Here is a 14,977-nt window from a genome sequence, read left to right on the forward strand (position 1 = left end):
CATGGCGGGGATCGCGTTGGATGGTGTCTATGACGACATCATTCGAAGCTTTGCTGCCCGGGACCGAGCGGGCCCTGCTGCACCGTGTCGCGGTCGCCCAGACCGAGGGGCGGACGCCTTCCTTCGTGGGGGCGGTGGTCCGCGACGGAGCGTTGGTGTGGAGCGGTTCGCGCAGCTGTGTGGACGGCCACGCGCCCGACGCGGACACCCAGTTCAGGATCGGGTCGATCACCAAGGTGTTCACCGCCGTACTGGTGATGCGGCTGCGGGACGAGGGCCTGCTCGGGCTGGACGACCCGCTGGAGAAGCACCTGAAGGGAACGGGCGTCGGTGAGGTGACGGTCGCTCAACTCCTCGGCCACACCGGCGGTCTCGCCGCGGAGACGCCCGGCGCGTGGTGGGAGAGGTCCTCCGCGGAGCTGCGGCCTGAGCTCTCCCACGTTCTGGGGGAGCAGCCCTTCCTCCAGTCGCCGGGGCGCCGCCACCACTACTCCAACCCCGGTTACACGCTGCTCGGTTCACTCGTCGAGGCGGTCCGTGGAGTGGCCTGGGAGGAGGCGCTGCGGCGCGAGATCCTGGAACCGCTCGGGATGAGCCGTACGACGCTCGATCCTGTCGCCCCGCACGCGGGCGGCTGGGCCGTGCACCCCTGGGCCGACGTCATGATGTCCGAACCCTCCGAGGACCTCGGCCTGATGGCACCGGCCGGTCAGCTCTGGTCGACGGCCGCCGACCTCGCGCGGTTCGCCGCCTTCCTCGCGGCGGGGGACGAGCGGGTGCTCGCCACGTCGTCCGTGGAGGAGATGCGGGCCCCGGCCTCCCCCGCCGGGGAAGGCGACTGGGAGGGGAGCTACGGGCTCGGCCTCCAGCTGTTGCGCAGGGACGGCCGCACCCTGATCGGCCACACCGGCTCCCTCCCGGGCTTCGTCGCCTGTCTGTGGGTGAGTGTGGAGGACGGCCTCGCGGGGATCGCCCTCTCCAACGCCACGTCGGGCCCGCTGGTGGGGGCTGTGGCCTCCGATCTCGTACGGATCGTGGCGGAGGCGGAGCCGCGGTTCCCGGAGCCGTGGCGGCCCCTTCCTGAGGCCGAGGTCGACGAGAAGCTGCTCTCCCTCACGGGACCTTGGTACTGGGGCACGTACGCCTACGGGCTTCGGCTCGGCCCCGAGCGGAGCGTCGTGCTCGAACCCCTGCGAGGCGCCGGCCGGCGGGCTCGGTTCCGGGCGCTGCCCGAGGGTGGCTGGGTCGGGCTGAACGGCTACTACGCGGGGGAGACGCTTCGTGCGGCGCGGCGCGCCGACGGCAGCGTGAGCCATCTCGACCTCGGGTCGTTCGTCTTCACGCGGGAGCCGTACGACCCGGCGGACGCGGTCCCCGGCGGCGTGGACGAGGCGGGCTGGCGCGGTCTCTGACGCGCGGAACGCGGGTCTTGGGATGATGTTTCACGTGAAACCGTGCTGTTTCACGTGAAACACGTCCTCAGAGGCTCTTCTTGAAGCCCACGTGCGAGGCCTCGAAGCCCAGGCGCTCGTAGAAGCGGTGGGCGTCGGCGCGGGTGACGTCCGAGGTCAGCTGGACGAGGCGGCAGTCCTGGCGCTCGGACTCCGCGACCGCCCACTCGATGAGCTGCGTCCCGAGACCGCTGCCGCGCTCGTCGGAGTGGATGCGGACGCCCTCGATGATCGACCGGGTGGTGCCCCGACGGGAAAGCCCCGGGATGACGGTCAGCTGGAGGGTGCCGACGACCTTGTCCTCGCGGACGGCCACGACCACGTGCTGGTTCGGGTCGTTCGCGAGGCGCTCGAAGGCGGTGAGGTACGGGGCGAGGTCGTCGGGGGATTCGCGCTGTGCGCCCAGGGGGTCGTCGGCGAGCATCGCGACGATGGCCGGAAGGTCCTCCGCGGTGGCGGGACGTATCTCAAGATCGCTCATGCCTCGCAGCGTACGCGCGCCCGTGTCACGCGGGCGCGCCCACGCCTTCCACGACCTGGACGAGCGCTGCCAGCTCCGGGTTCTTGGCGGCTTCGTCGAGAGCCTCGCGCAGCGCGCTGTCGTTGGTGGGACGGGCCTCTTCGAGGAGCTTCATGCCGGCCTCGGTGACATCGGTGTAGATGCCGCGCCGGTCGGTGGCGCAGAGGTACCGGGTGAGCAGGCCGCGGTCCTCCAGCCGGGTGACGAGCCGGGTGGTGGCGCTCTGGCTGAGCACGACGGCGTCGGCGACCTGCTTCATCTGGAGGTGACCGCCGGGGCCGCTGTGCTGACGGCTGAGGACGTCGAGCAGCGAGTACTCCCGCACGCTCAGACCGTGCCCGGACTCCAGGGCGCGCTCGATGTGGGCCTCGATCCTGCCGTGGAGCAGGGAGAGGGCACACCAGCGCTGGGAGAGCGCGGTGAGTGCGGGGTCCGTCGCGGTCATGGTCTCTCCTCGGTCTCTCCTCGGCGCCGGAGCGGCGTGGGGTCCAGGGTAGACGAAGGGACGCAATTATGCGCGTCTGCAACTAAACCAGACCGGCGGCGACCGTGCTTCACCGGCAGCGACCGTGCTTCACCGGCGGCGACCGCGCCTAGCCGGCGGCGACCGTCAGGGGAGCGAAGCGGCGTCGCCAGTCGCCGGGGAGGTCGGGCAGGGAGCGGATCATCACCGACGTGGTGGTGATCGTGTCGATGCCGTTCTCCTTCGCCCAGCTCAGCAGCGAGGTGTGGCGCACGTCGATGTCCGTGCGCAGGGGCCGGTCGGTGGCGGCCGCCAGGGAGGCGATCAGAGCCTTGGCCGTACCCGGGTCCCGGGCGATCAGGGGGCCGATGACATGGGTGTCCATGTTGGGCCAGGCGGCCGCGAAGCCGGTGATCTCGCCGTCCTCCTCGGCGACCCGGAGGTGGTCCGCGAACGCGGGGAGCCGGGCGAGGAGGTGCGTCCGGTCGAGACCGAAGACCTCGTGGTCCAGACGCAGGACGGCCGGGAGGTCCTCCGCGGTGGCGGGGCGGACCGGGATGTCCGGGGCGGGTGCGGTGAACGCGAACTGCCCGCGCACCATCTCCGAGCGGCTCGTCTCGGTGAAGCCCAGCTGCTCGTACAGGGGTTGCCCGTTCGCCGTGGCGTACAGCGTGAGCGGGGTGTCTCCCGCCTCCGCCAGGACGTGCTGCATGAGCCGGCGTCCCATCCCCTGGCGTGCGTACCGCTCGGCGACGAGCACCATGCCGATCGCGGCGAGCCCCGGACCGTAGGAGGTGACCACGGAGCAGGCGGCGAGGCCGGGGCCGTAGGGGTCGTCGATGCCGTAGCCGGTGCCGGCGGCGAGCAGCAGTCCCCACTTGTGCTCCTCGCGGGGCCATCCCCGGTTCTCGGAGAGGTCGGAGCAGGCGAGGAGGTCCCCCGGGGTGAGACGGCGGATCGGGAGCTGAGCGAGGGGAGCGGGGGAAATCGGCATGCCTTTCAGGCTGTCCGACGCGATGATCTCTCGTCCACTGCTTTACCGGATCCGGCCGATCCCACTGGCCGATACCCGTGGAGCCGTTGATTCCGGGCCAGGGGCCACGGACGATGTTTCACGTGAAACCCCGAGACCCCCGCACGCGGCGCCTGCACCTCTTCGACCTCGACGGCACCCTGATCAGGGGCTCGGCCGCCGCGGTGGAGATCTCCCGGCAACTGGGCCTGGTGGACGAGATCGCCGCGCTGGAGCAGGGGTTCCTGCGCGGGCTCACGCCGGACGAGTTCGCCGTCCGGGCCCGCGAGCTGTGGTCCGAGCTCACCCCCGAGCAGGTCGCGGCGGCCTTCGAAGGGGCGCCCTGGCTCATGGGGATCCGCGAGGTCTGGGCGGACATCCGGGCCCGGGGAGAACGCTGCGCCGTCATCTCCCTCTCGCCCGACTTCTTCGTCGAGCGGCTTCTCGACTGGGGCGTCGACACGACGCACGGTTCGCTCTGGCCGGCGGTCCCCTTCACGGAGCCGATCCACCGGCCGGGCATCCTCACTGCGCGGGCCAAGGTGCGCATCGCGCGGGAGCTCTGCGCGGGGTACGGAGTGGACCCGGCCGACTGCGTCGCGTACGGGGACTCGATGTCGGACGCGGAGCTCTTCGCGATCGTGCCGGAGACCGTGGCCGTGAACGCGGACCACCATCTCGCCGGGCTCTCAAGCCACAGCTACTCCGGAGGAGACCTGCGCGAGGCCTACGCCCTGGTCCGAAACAGCGCAGCCTAGCCAGAAACCCGGGCCTATGGCCCGAGAATGCCACTTTCTGCCCGAAGCGCCGGCCGGAAGCGCCATCCTGCGACCAGGAAGCCGGCCAGCGCGAGGCGAGGCAGATGATGGATGCTCCGACCACCACGACGGACGAACGGGAGTCCCCGACGCCGGACGGGAAGGAACCCCGGATATCCGAGGGACCCTCCGCCGACGCCGTGCTCGTCCGACGCACCCTGGCGGAGATCGCACCGGTCGCCGACCGGGTGACCTCGTACTTCTACGCCCTGCTCTTCATCCACCACCCCGAGCTGCGCGAGATGTTCCCCGCGGCCATGGACACCCAGCGGGACCGGCTCCTGAAGGCCCTGCTGACGGCGGCCGAGCACATGGACGACGCTCCGGTCCTCACCGCGTACCTGGAGAACCTGGGCAGGGGACACCGGAAGTACGGAACGCAGGCCGCCCACTACCCGGCCGTCGGCGAGGCCCTCATCGGTGCGCTCACGCGGTACGCGGAGAAGAGCTGGGACGAGGAGACCGAGGCGGCCTGGGTCCGCACGTACACGACGATCTCCCAGATCATGATCGACGCGGCCGCGGAGAACGAGCGGACCGCGCCCGCCTGGTGGCAGGCCGAGGTCGTCTCCCACGACCTGCGCACCCCGGACATCGCGGTCGTGACGCTCAGGCCCGACCAGCCGTACCCGTTCCTCGCCGGGCAGTACACGACGCTGGAGACGCCGTGGTGGCCCCGGATATGGCGTCACTACTCCTTCGCCTCGGCACCCCGGCCGGACGGGCTGCTCTCCCTCCACATCAAGGCCGTCCCGGCCGGCTGGGTGTCCAATGCGCTGGTCCACCGGGCCCGCCCCGGGGACGTGCTGCGGCTCGGTCCGCCGGCCGGCTCGATGACGGTCGACCACTCCACGGACACCGGCCTGCTCTGCATGGGCGGCGGCACCGGGATAGCGCCGATCAAGGCGCTGGTCGAGGACGTCGCCGAGCACGGGGACCGGCGCCCGGTCGATGTCTTCTACGGGGCGCGCAGCGGCCACGACCTCTACGACATCGACACGATGCTGCGGCTGCAGAAGACCTTCCCGTGGCTCTCCGTCCACCCGGTCACCGAGGAACAGGGAAGGCTCCCGGACGCCGTCTGCCGCTACGGCCCGTGGAACGAACGGGACGCGTATCTCTCGGGCCCGCTCGACATGGTCCGCCGCGGGGTCGACGCACTGCGCGGGGCGGGCGTCCCCTCGGACCGCATCCGCCATGACTTCCTCGCGGAGCTCGCCCCCGCGACCGCGGGTCAGCCCAGGTCGGGGGCGTGCATCGCGCGGACGCCCTCGATGTTGCCGTCGAGGTAGTGGCGCAGGGAGAGCGGGACGAGGTGCACGGCGGCGATGCCGACCCGGCTGAAGGGCACCCGGACGATCTCGTACTCGCCGACCGGCTCCTCGATCTCGGGGCCGTGGCGCAGGGAGGTGTCCATGGAGCCGAGCCGGCACACGAAGAAGTGCTGGACCTTCACCCCGGAGACCCCGCCGTCGACGATGTGCTCGACGGTGTCGACGAAGCAGGGCACCACATCGGTGATCTTGGCGCCGAGTTCTTCGAGCACTTCGCGGTGCAGGGCCTCGACAACGGTGGAGTCGGTGGGCTCCACTCCGCCGCCGGGCGTGAGCCAGTAGGGATCCATTCCGGGCTTGGTCCGCTTGATGAGGATCAGGTCGTCCCCGTCGAGCAGGATGGCGCGTGCGGTGCGCTTGATCACGGGCCGTTCGGTCATGGGAAGAAAATGGCCCGTCCGAGGTGTCCTGAAACTCACCAGCTCCCGGCGGCGCGCAGCAACTCCTCATGGGCCCGCGCGAGAGGGGCGAGCGCGAGCGTCCCCGTCCGTGCGACCAGGAAGTACGTCCGGAGCGGAGGGACCGGAGGTTCCAGCAGCGCCACGAGCTCTCCCCGCAGAAGGGCTTCCTCGCAGAGGTAGCGCGGCAGGACGGCGAGTCCGGCACCGGAGACGGCCGAGTCCCGCACGGCCCGCAGGTCGGGGGCGATGACGGTGGCGGTGGTCGCCGGTTTGGTCTCGAAGACGCTCGCCCAGTAGCGGGAGACGAAGGGCAGCGACTCGTGGACCTCGACCACCGGCAGCTGTTCCAGGACCACCGCGCGCTCGCCCAGGAGCACCTCGGGGGAGAGCCGGGCGGCCCAGCGCGGGGCCGCGACCAGGACGTGCTCCTCGTCGCAGAGCGGGGTGGAGACGAGCAGACCACCGCGGGGGCGCGCGGTGGCGATGGCCAGATCATGATGGCCCGCGGCGAGCCCGTCGAGGATCTCCTCGGTGGTGCCGGGGAAGGAGGCCCGCACGGCGAGCCCCTGGTGGATCAGCGGGGTGAGGGCGGGCAGCGCGCGGAGCGCGGTGAACTCCGGTGGCCCGGCGAGATGGAGGGTGCGGATCCCGCTGTCCTCGTCGAGCCCGGTCTCGGCGATCTCCACGAGTGCGTCCAGATGGGGCGCCGCGCGGTGTGCCAGTTCGTCCCCGATCGTGGTGGGGGTGACTCCGCGCGCCTGTCTGAGGAAGAGCGGTCGCCCCAGCTGTCGTTCCAGGGTCCGGATCTGGCTGGTGACGGCCGGCTGGGAGAGGCCCAGGAGCGCGGCGGCGCGGGTGAAGGAGCCGGCCCGGTGCACCGTGACGAACGTGCGCAGCAGGGCCAGATCCATGTCCGCCCCCTCCCGGCCGTGCGGCCGTTCGACTCAGGCGGTCGGCTGACTGCGCCTCAGGACCGTCCAACTATAAATAAGTCGATAGGTCGCTGTCGCTACCGTGATTGGACACTGACGCACAGTCAACTAGCCTTGTTCAGGCGGTCTCCGCGCGTGGAACCGAGGTCGTTCCGAGCCACGAGGGGGGAGGCTCGGAGCGTCCTCGGTCCGTGCCCCCGGCCCGTGATCAGCCCGCGCTTCCGGCCTCGTCGAGGGCGCGCAGCACATCGGCGATCAGGTCCTCCGGGTCCTCGGCCCCGACCGAGAAGCGGATGAAGCCCTCCGCGACGGCGTCCCCGCCCCAGCGCCCGCGCCGCTCCGCCGTGGAGCGCACCCCGCCGAAACTGGTGGCGTCGTCCACGAGCCGCAGCTCCTCCAGGAACCGCTCGGCGCGCTTCCGGTCCGCCAGCTCGAAGGAGACCACCGGTCCGAAGCGCCGCATCTGGCGGGCGGCCACCGCGTGCGAGGGGTCGTCGGGGAGGCCGGGGTAGCGAAGTCCGGTGACGTCCGCGCGCCCGGCGAGCGTCCGCGCCAGCGCCAGCGCGGTGGAGCACTGCCGGTCGATCCGCAGCTGGAGCGTGGCGAGCGACCGGTGGGCGAGCCAGGCCTCCATGGGGCCGGGGATGGCGCCGACGATCTTGCGCCAGCGCCGTACCTCCGCCGCGAGACGAGGATCCCGGCAGCTCACATGGCCGAGCAGGATGTCGCCGTGCCCGGTCATGCCCTTGGTGTCGCTGGCCACGGAGAAGTCCGCGCCCAGGGCGAGCGGGCGCTGGCCGAGCGGGGTGGCGAGGGTGTTGTCGACGGCGACGAGCGCCCCGGCCGCATGCGCCTCCGCCACGAGGCGGCGGATGTCGCAGACGTCGAGACCGGGGTTGGAGGGGGTCTCGATCCACAGCAGCCGGGCCCCGTCCAGTACGGACAGCTGGGCGTCACCGCCGGTCGGCGCGGTGCGGACCTCGACGCCGTACGCCCGCAGCTGCTCGTGCAGCAGGGGCAGGGCCTGGTAGCCGTCGGACGGCAGCACCACGGCGTCGCCGGCCTTCAGCTGGGAGAGGAGGACGGCGGAGATCGCGGCCATGCCGGACGCGAAGACGAGCGTCTCCACGCCCTCCTCCCCCGGTGCCTCGAGCTCGCCGATGGCCCGCTCCAGATGCGTCCAGGTGGGGTTCTCGTCGCGGCCGTAGGTGTACGGGCCGGTCGGCTCGCCCGGCAGGTGGAAGTGGGCCGCGAAGACCGGCCCGGGCAGGGTCGGTTCGTACTTCACGGGCTCGGGCAGTCCCGCCCGTACCGCCCGGGTGCCGTCGCCGAGTTCCTCGTCCGTCACGGTGTCCGTTCCTCCAGTTCCGTGCGTACGGCCGCGAGCAGTCCCTCGCTCGCGGCCTCCACCATCTCCAGGCACTCCTCGAACTCCTCGTGGCCCCCGTAGTAGGGGTCGGGGACGTCGAGTCCGGCCCCGGCGGCCGGGTCGTAGGAGCGCAGGAGCCGTATCCGCGCCGCCTCCTCGGGGGTGCGGGCGAGCCGTCGGAGCTCCCGCAGATGCCCTTCGTCCAGGGCGATGACCAGATCGAGGGCGGGGAACCACGAGGAACGGAACTGCCGCGCGGTGTGCGCGGAGGTGTATCCGTTCTCGTCGAGCACGGCGACCGTGCGCGGGTCGGCTCCGTCGCCCTCGTGCCAGCCTCCGGTGCCCGCGCTGTCGATCACCACCAGCTCGCCGAGGCCGGCCTCCTCCACCCGACGGCGGAAGACGTGCTCGGCCATCGGCGAGCGGCAGATGTTGCCCGTGCAGACGAAGCAGACGCGGTAGGCCATGGTGTCCACTCAGTCGCCGTCGGGGAGCACGACGTTCAGCGCCCACGAGACGACGGAGATGATCAGGCCGCCCAGGACGGCGGTCCAGAAGCCCTCCACGTGGAAGCTGAGGTCGAGCTGATCGGCCAGCCAGGACGTGAGGAGCAGCATCAGGGCGTTGACCACCAGGGTGATCAGGCCGAGGGTCAGGATGAAGAGGGGAAGCGTCAGCAGCTTGACGATCGGCTTCACCAGGAAGTTCACCAGACCGAAGACCAGGGCGACGAGGATGAGCGTCCAGGCCTTCTTGCCGGTGCTGTCACCGGTCAGGGTGATGTCCTGGAGCAGCCAGATGGCGACTCCGAGGGCGCCCGCGTTCGCGAGCGTCTTGACTACGAAATTCTTCATGTGTCTGATCGTGGCAGACATGATCGGGCCAATGGCAGGGGCGAGCAGGCGATGAAGGCATTCCGGCTGGACGAACTGGAGGCGGAGCGCGCCGCGAACAAGGGCGCGTACCTCCAGTTCCTGCGCGAGCGGAACATGTCGGTGGGTCTGTACGCGCTGGACGCCGGGGAGCTCGACCCGCAGCAGCCGCACGGCCAGGACGAGGTGTACTTCGTGGTCAGCGGCCGGGCGGCGATCACGGTCGGGACGGAGACGACCCAGGTGGCGCGCGGCAGCGTGGTCTATGTGCCGGCCGGGGTGGAGCACAAGTTCCACCACATCAGCGAGGACCTCCGGGTCATGGTGGTCTTCTCCCCGCCGGAGGGCTGAGCCGGACCCGGAGAGCCGTGGGGTGGAGGCCCCCTGAGCCCCTAGGGGTCGGATCAGGGGAGAGCGGGGGCCGCAGGGCCCCCATGGGCTTCCTCCCGCCCCTAGCCTGGAGAGTGTTCGGGCGCGGAGTGCGCCGAGCGTTTCTTCGAGAGCGAGGTAGGGACGATGGCCGTACGAGAGATTCTCGCGGGGATGCCCTGGTGGGTGAAGTGGGTCGCCATACCCCTCCTAGCCCTGTTCGTCTTCGGCGGACTGATCACCAGCGTCCTGACCTTCGTGGTCGCCGTGCTCTTCAAGGTGCTGCTCTTCGCGGCCCTCGTCGCCGGACTGATCTACGTCGTACGCAAGTTCAGCTCCTCCGCCAAGTCGCGCGAGGACTGGTAGCACAAGCTACTCATCAGTATGAAGCCGATGGAGGGCATTAGCCCGGGCGAGGGAACGCGCCGGGCTAATCAGGGTATGGGCCCTGGAGCTGCCACTAGAGTGGAATCTCTCCGCCGCGTTGGGGACTACAGGCGTAGACCTCCATACTGACCAGCGGTTTCCCAGGCCCGGCGGCCGCGCGGGGGCGGCCCCCGCGGGCGGGTGCACTGCATCCGTCGTCACGCCTGGGGGTGACCTTTGGCCACGGCTACGCAGACGGCTGCGCCTACCCTGATCGGCTCGGTGCAGCGGGCGCTGAGACTCCTGGAGGCCGTCGCCTCCCATGCGGAGGGTGCCCCGGCCAAGCAGCTCGCCCGTGAGACGGGCCTTCCGCTGCCCACCACGTACCACCTGCTCCGCACCCTGACACACGAGGGCTATCTGCTCCGGGACAAGGGTGTGTTCGTCCTTGGCGACGCCGCCGTCCGACTGGCCGGCGGCGGAGATGTGCAGAATCGTCGCATCAAGATCGAAGACTCCCTGGCCCACTGGCGGGACGAGATCGGTGTACCCATCTACTTCGCCCTCTACCGCGAGGGGGAGATCGAGCTCGTCGCTGTCGCCGACACCTCCAACGCCCCCGCGGTGGAGGAATGGGCCGATTTCCGCGAGACCGCGCACGCCCACGCGATCGGGCAGTGCCTGCTGAGTCAACTCGATCTGAAATCTCGTCAAGACCACCTTGATCGCCACCCGGTGGAAGCCATCACTCCGTACACGGTGCGTAACCAGCGTGTCTTTTTGGAGCGTTTGGGCAGTTTGGACCGAATGGAACCCGTGGTGGAGCGTCAGGAATATGCGCTCGGCACGGTCTGTGCCGCCATTCCCATCACCGCGGGCTCCACGGCGGCCGCCATGGCCATTTCCCTCCCCCTTCACCAGGAAGAACGGTTGCTCCCAGCAGTCGAGCGGCTACGTAACGAGATCGGAAGGCTCTTCGGTTCACTCGCGTTCTCTATCAGTATCTGAAAAATCACTCCTTGTGATCTGCTAGCGCGTACAGCACGATTGCGTCAAGAGGGCCACGGGGGATCATTCCTGGCCGTTTCGGTCACAGCTTTCAGCAGCTGTGTTTACACAACTGCTTCATCTACTGCGGGGTACATGATGCGAGAGTCGGTTCAGGCCGAGGTCCTGATGAGCTTCCTCGTCTCCGAGGAGCTCTCCTTCAAGATCCCGGTCGAACTCCGATATGAGACCCGGGATCCCTACGCGGTGCGGATGACCTTCCACCTTCCCGGAGACGCGCCCGTGACCTGGGCGTTCGGACGGGAACTGCTGCTCGACGGGATCAACCGGCCGAGTGGGGACGGCGATGTGCACATCGCCCCGACGGAGCCGGAGGGACTCTCGGACGTCTCCATCCGGCTCCAGGTGGGCGGCGACCGCGCGCTCTTCCGGGCCAGCGCGCCGCCGCTCGTCGCCTTCCTCGACCGAACGGACAAGCTGGTTCCGCTCGGTCAGGAACGGACACTGGGCGACTTCGAGGACAACCTGGAGGCCGCACTGGGCCGGATTCTGGCCGAAGAGAACGCCGGGCCCGCCTGAGCGGGCCCGCGCTGAGCCGGCCGGCCCGAGCCGCCTCAGCCGAGCCGCCTCAGCCGAGCCGTCCCGCCTGCGCGAGACCGTTCGAGCCGGACCCTCCCCGAGCCGGGCCGGCCCGAGCCCTCAGCACGCACACCTCACTTGGCGCGGCGGCGCCGCCCTCCCCGTACCGCCGCGGGCTTCACGCCGTCGGAAGCCGGCCGGTCGGCGGAGACGACCAGCGCCGCGAGCACCGTGGTGACCGGAACGGACGCCACCAGACCGATCGACCCGACCAGCGTCCGGACGATCTCCTCGGCGACCAGCTCGCTGTTCGCCACCGTCCCCATGCTGCTCTGGGCGATGGAGAAGAGCAGCAGCAGCGGCAGGGCGGCGCCCGCGTAGGCGAGCACCAGGGTGTTCACGACCGAGGCGATGTGGTCGCGGCCGATCCGGATCCCGGCCCGGTACAGACCGCGCGGACCCATCCCCGGATCCGCCTGGTGCAGCTCCCAGACGGCCGATGTCTGGGTCACCGTCACGTCGTCGAGCACACCGAGCGAACCGATGATGATCCCGGCCAGGAGCAGACCGGACATGTCGATCTCCGGATACAGGCCGTGGATCAGACCGGTGTAGTCGTCGGTGTTGCCGCTGAGCGAGGTCCAGCCGATGAAGAGCGAGCCCAGCAGACCGATCAGGAGCAGTGAGATCAGTGTGCCGAGCACGGCGACCGAGGTGCGGGCCGAGAGGCCGTGGCACATGTAGAGCGCGATCAGCATGATCGCGCTCGACCCGACCACCGCCACGACCAGCGGGTTCGACCCCTCCAGGATCGCCGGAAGGATGAAGTACGTCAGCACGAGGAAGCTCACGGCGAGCGCGATGAGCGCCATGACGCCCCGCATCCGACCGACCAGCACGACCGCGACGGCGAAGATGCCCGCGAGCACCGCCAACGGCAGCTTGCGGTTCACATCGGTCACCGAGTACTGCAGGTCGCGCGGGGCGTCGGGGGCGTACGCCACCACCACGCGCTGGCCCTCGTGCAGTTGACGCGGGGCGTCCGGCTGCACGATCTCGACGAACCTCCGCCCCTTGTCCGGGCCGCTGGTGACCTCGATCGTCGCCTTCTCGCACTGTCCCTGCCGGCCGTTGACCGCCTCGCGGCCCTCCGGAGTCGAGGTGTCGCCGGTCGGCGGGACCTGGGCGGCGTTCACGTCCTTGCAGTCGACGTGCTCGACGGAGACGACCTTGCCCTGCTGAGTCTGCCGGTCGAAGCCGACGCCGGTGCGCTCGTGCGCCGGGGCGCCACCCGGCCAGAGGACCACGAGCCCCACGACGACCGCGGTGGCGAAGGGGATCAGGATCGCGGCGATGACTCTGCGCAGATGCCGAGAGACGGGCGTGGCGGGGCCGTGGCTGTGGGAATGGGAGTGCCCGTGGCCATGAGGTTCGGGGGTCTGCTGGGGGGAAGTCACCGACCGATCATCGCAAGAACGGCGGGGGCCCACTGTTCAGCACGCCAAGGATGACGCTAGCGTGGTGGCACCTTTGCACACGCGGGAGCTCGGAGCACCGGGCTGAGAGGGCGCTGATCACCGTACGCACGTACGGGAGGAGGCTGCGCCGACCGCCGAACCTGTTACCGGGTAATGCCGGCGTAGGGAGATCGGTCTCATGACCATTCAGGATGCACGCACGCCTGCCTCCGACCAGAACCAGACCGACGGGCAGGAGCGCACGCCGGGCTGGCACAAGGGGTACGTCCAGGGCTCGCGCCCCGACCTCCGGGTGCCCGTCCGTCAGGTGCACCTCACCAACGGCAAGGACGTCACGCTGTACGACACGTCCGGCCCGTACACCGACCCCGCCATCGACACCGACGTCCGGCGGGGCCTTCCGCCGCTGCGCGAGAACTGGATCATCGCGCGCGGCGACACCGAGGAGTACGCGGGCCGCCCGGTCCGCCCCGAGGACGACGGCATCAAGCACACCTCGCCGCGCGGCGGTGGGCTGAAGAACCTCGACGCCGTCTTCCCCGGCCGCCCCCGTCTGCCGCGCCGTGGCCGCAGCGGCCAGGCCGTGACCCAGCTCGCGTACGCCCGCCGGGGGGAGATCACCCCGGAGATGGAGTACGTGGCGATCCGCGAGAACGTCTCCCCCGAGGTCGTACGGGAGGAGATCGCCGCGGGTCGCGCCGTGCTGCCGGCGAACGTGAACCACCCGGAGATCGAGCCGATGATCATCGGCAAGCGGTTCCTGGTGAAGGTCAACGCCAACATCGGCAACTCCGCCGTCACCTCCTCCATCGAGGAGGAGGTGGAGAAGATGACCTGGGCGACCAAGTGGGGCGCCGACACGGTCATGGACCTCTCCACCGGCCGCAACATCCACACCACCCGCGAGTGGGTGCTGCGCAACTCCCCCGTGCCGATCGGCACCGTGCCGCTCTACCAGGCCCTGGAGAAGGTCGATGGCAAGGCCGAGGAGCTGACCTGGGAGATCTACAAGGACACGGTCATCGAGCAGGCCGAGCAGGGCGTCGACTACATGACGGTGCACGCCGGCGTGCTCCTGCCGTACGTGCCGCTCACCGCGCGCCGCAAGACCGGCATCGTCTCGCGCGGCGGCTCGATCATGGCCGCCTGGTGCCTGGCGCACCACAAGGAGAACTTCCTCTACACGAACTTCGAGGAGCTCTGCGAGATCCTGGCGGCGTACGACGTCACCTACTCGCTCGGCGACGGTCTGCGCCCCGGCTCGATCGCGGACGCCAACGACGAGGCGCAGTTCGCGGAGCTGCGGACGCTCGGCGAGCTGAACACGATCGCCAAGCGGCACAACGTGCAGACGATGATCGAGGGCCCGGGCCACGTCCCGATGCACAAGATCAAGGAGAACATCGACCTCCAGCAGGAGATCTGCGAGGAGGCGCCGTTCTACACCCTCGGTCCGCTGACCACGGACGTCGCCCCGGCGTACGACCACATCACCTCAGGCATCGGCGCGGCGATGATCGCCTGGTGGGGCACGGCGATGCTCTGCTACGTCACGCCCAAGGAGCACCTGGGCCTGCCGAACCGCGACGACGTGAAGACGGGCGTCATCACGTACAAGATCGCGGCCCACGCGGCGGACCTCGCCAAGGGCCACCCGGGCGCGCAGGAGTGGGACGACGCGCTGTCGGACGCGCGCTTCGAGTTCCGCTGGGAGGACCAGTTCAACCTGGCCCTCGACCCGGACACCGCCCGCGAGTTCCACGACGAGACGCTCCCGGCGGAGCCCGCGAAGACGGCGCACTTCTGCTCGATGTGCGGGCCGAAGTTCTGCTCGATGAAGATCTCCCAGGACATCCGCCGCGAGCACGGCGGCACGCAGCAGGAGATCGAGGCCGGCATGGCGGAGAAGTCGGCCGAGTTCGCAGCGAGCGGCAACCGCGTCTACCTGCCGCTGGCCGAGGCGTAACGAGCAGCGCCCCCCTGGATCCGCCGATCCGCCGATCCG

The 14,977-nt window shown here is 70.1% G+C and carries 17 protein-coding genes and 1 riboswitch; of the genes, 8 read left to right on the forward strand and 9 right to left on the reverse strand.

Going from position 1 to position 14,977, the window contains the following annotated elements; all coding sequences use genetic code 11:
* The first annotated feature begins 29 nt into the window (after positions 1-29).
* On the forward strand, positions 30-1,412 hold the full coding sequence (locus AB5J54_RS20305; protein ID WP_369145329.1) for a serine hydrolase domain-containing protein: 1,383 nt from the start codon (positions 30-32) through the stop codon (positions 1,410-1,412).
* A gap of 67 nt (positions 1,413-1,479) precedes the next feature.
* On the opposite strand, the gene AB5J54_RS20310 is transcribed toward AB5J54_RS20305, so the two are convergent.
* From AB5J54_RS20310 to AB5J54_RS20320, 3 genes are all read right to left on the reverse strand, one after another.
* Positions 1,480-1,932, reverse strand: coding sequence for an N-acetyltransferase family protein (locus AB5J54_RS20310; protein ID WP_369145330.1), 453 nt, complete (start codon positions 1,930-1,932; stop codon positions 1,480-1,482).
* 25 nt (positions 1,933-1,957) lie between these two features.
* Complete coding sequence (locus AB5J54_RS20315; protein ID WP_369145331.1) at positions 1,958-2,416, reverse strand: MarR family winged helix-turn-helix transcriptional regulator; 459 nt, start codon at positions 2,414-2,416, stop codon at positions 1,958-1,960.
* A gap of 148 nt (positions 2,417-2,564) precedes the next feature.
* On the reverse strand, positions 2,565-3,428 hold the full coding sequence (locus AB5J54_RS20320) for a GNAT family N-acetyltransferase (RefSeq protein ID WP_369145332.1): 864 nt from the start codon (positions 3,426-3,428) through the stop codon (positions 2,565-2,567).
* A 113-nt stretch (positions 3,429-3,541) separates the two neighbouring features.
* Between AB5J54_RS20320 and AB5J54_RS20325 the strand changes: the two genes are divergently transcribed.
* Together AB5J54_RS20325 and AB5J54_RS20330 are read left to right on the forward strand one after the other, a co-directional pair.
* On the forward strand, positions 3,542-4,204 hold the full coding sequence (locus AB5J54_RS20325) for an HAD family hydrolase (protein ID WP_369145333.1): 663 nt from the start codon (positions 3,542-3,544) through the stop codon (positions 4,202-4,204).
* Between the two features lie 107 nt (positions 4,205-4,311).
* Entirely contained in the window at positions 4,312-5,556 is a 1,245-nt protein-coding gene (locus tag AB5J54_RS20330) for a globin domain-containing protein (RefSeq protein WP_369149407.1), read from the forward strand.
* Here the strand turns inward: AB5J54_RS20330 and AB5J54_RS20335 are convergent.
* The 5 genes from AB5J54_RS20335 to AB5J54_RS20355 form a co-directional block, all read right to left on the reverse strand.
* On the reverse strand, positions 5,499-5,978 hold the full coding sequence (locus tag AB5J54_RS20335) for an NUDIX domain-containing protein (RefSeq protein WP_369145334.1): 480 nt from the start codon (positions 5,976-5,978) through the stop codon (positions 5,499-5,501). The two genes, AB5J54_RS20330 and AB5J54_RS20335, sit on opposite strands and share 58 nt — an antisense overlap.
* 35 nt (positions 5,979-6,013) lie before the next feature.
* On the reverse strand, positions 6,014-6,910 hold the full coding sequence (locus tag AB5J54_RS20340) for a LysR family transcriptional regulator (protein WP_369145335.1): 897 nt from the start codon (positions 6,908-6,910) through the stop codon (positions 6,014-6,016).
* 229 nt (positions 6,911-7,139) lie between these two features.
* Positions 7,140-8,279, reverse strand: a complete 1,140-nt coding sequence (locus AB5J54_RS20345) for a cystathionine gamma-lyase (protein ID WP_369145336.1) — start codon at positions 8,277-8,279, stop codon at positions 7,140-7,142.
* The gene (locus AB5J54_RS20350; RefSeq protein WP_369145337.1) at positions 8,276-8,767 is read right to left on the reverse strand and encodes a low molecular weight protein-tyrosine-phosphatase; all 492 of its coding nucleotides are present in this window, start codon (positions 8,765-8,767) and stop codon (positions 8,276-8,278) included. The genes AB5J54_RS20345 and AB5J54_RS20350 overlap by 4 nt, the downstream gene beginning before the upstream one ends.
* A gap of 9 nt (positions 8,768-8,776) precedes the next feature.
* Positions 8,777-9,154: a phage holin family protein gene (locus AB5J54_RS20355; protein ID WP_369145338.1), complete on the reverse strand. Its 378-nt coding sequence runs from the start codon at positions 9,152-9,154 to the stop codon at positions 8,777-8,779.
* Positions 9,155-9,205: 51 nt separating this feature from the next.
* On the opposite strand from AB5J54_RS20355, the gene AB5J54_RS20360 reads away from it, so the two are divergent.
* The 4 genes from AB5J54_RS20360 (at position 9,206) to AB5J54_RS20375 (ending at position 11,494) form a co-directional block, all read left to right on the forward strand.
* Positions 9,206-9,523: a cupin domain-containing protein gene (locus AB5J54_RS20360; RefSeq protein ID WP_369145339.1), complete on the forward strand. Its 318-nt coding sequence runs from the start codon at positions 9,206-9,208 to the stop codon at positions 9,521-9,523.
* A 165-nt stretch (positions 9,524-9,688) separates the two neighbouring features.
* A complete protein-coding gene (locus AB5J54_RS20365) occupies positions 9,689-9,907 on the forward strand; it encodes a DUF5326 family protein (protein WP_369145340.1) in 219 nt (72 codons plus the stop codon).
* A 237-nt stretch (positions 9,908-10,144) separates the two neighbouring features.
* Entirely contained in the window at positions 10,145-10,915 is a 771-nt protein-coding gene (locus AB5J54_RS20370; RefSeq protein WP_369145341.1) for an IclR family transcriptional regulator, read from the forward strand.
* Positions 10,916-11,053: 138 nt separating this feature from the next.
* Positions 11,054-11,494, forward strand: coding sequence for an SsgA family sporulation/cell division regulator (locus AB5J54_RS20375; RefSeq protein ID WP_329856313.1), 441 nt, complete (start codon positions 11,054-11,056; stop codon positions 11,492-11,494).
* Between the two features lie 134 nt (positions 11,495-11,628).
* On the opposite strand, the gene AB5J54_RS20380 is transcribed toward AB5J54_RS20375, so the two are convergent.
* Positions 11,629-12,951 carry a YibE/F family protein gene (locus tag AB5J54_RS20380; RefSeq protein WP_369145342.1) on the reverse strand — a complete coding sequence of 441 codons (1,323 nt, stop codon included), beginning with the start codon at positions 12,949-12,951 and terminating at the stop codon, positions 11,629-11,631.
* 71 nt (positions 12,952-13,022) lie between these two features.
* Positions 13,023-13,157: riboswitch (TPP riboswitch) on the forward strand.
* On the opposite strand from AB5J54_RS20380, the gene thiC reads away from it, so the two are divergent.
* Positions 13,151-14,938, forward strand: coding sequence for a phosphomethylpyrimidine synthase ThiC (gene thiC, locus AB5J54_RS20385; RefSeq protein ID WP_369145343.1), 1,788 nt, complete (start codon positions 13,151-13,153; stop codon positions 14,936-14,938). (Overlaps the previous riboswitch by 7 nt.)
* The last annotated feature ends 39 nt before the right edge of the window (positions 14,939-14,977 follow it).

The sequence above is a fragment of the Streptomyces sp. R44 genome, from assembly GCF_041053105.1.
Lineage (GTDB): Bacteria > Actinomycetota > Actinomycetes > Streptomycetales > Streptomycetaceae > Streptomyces.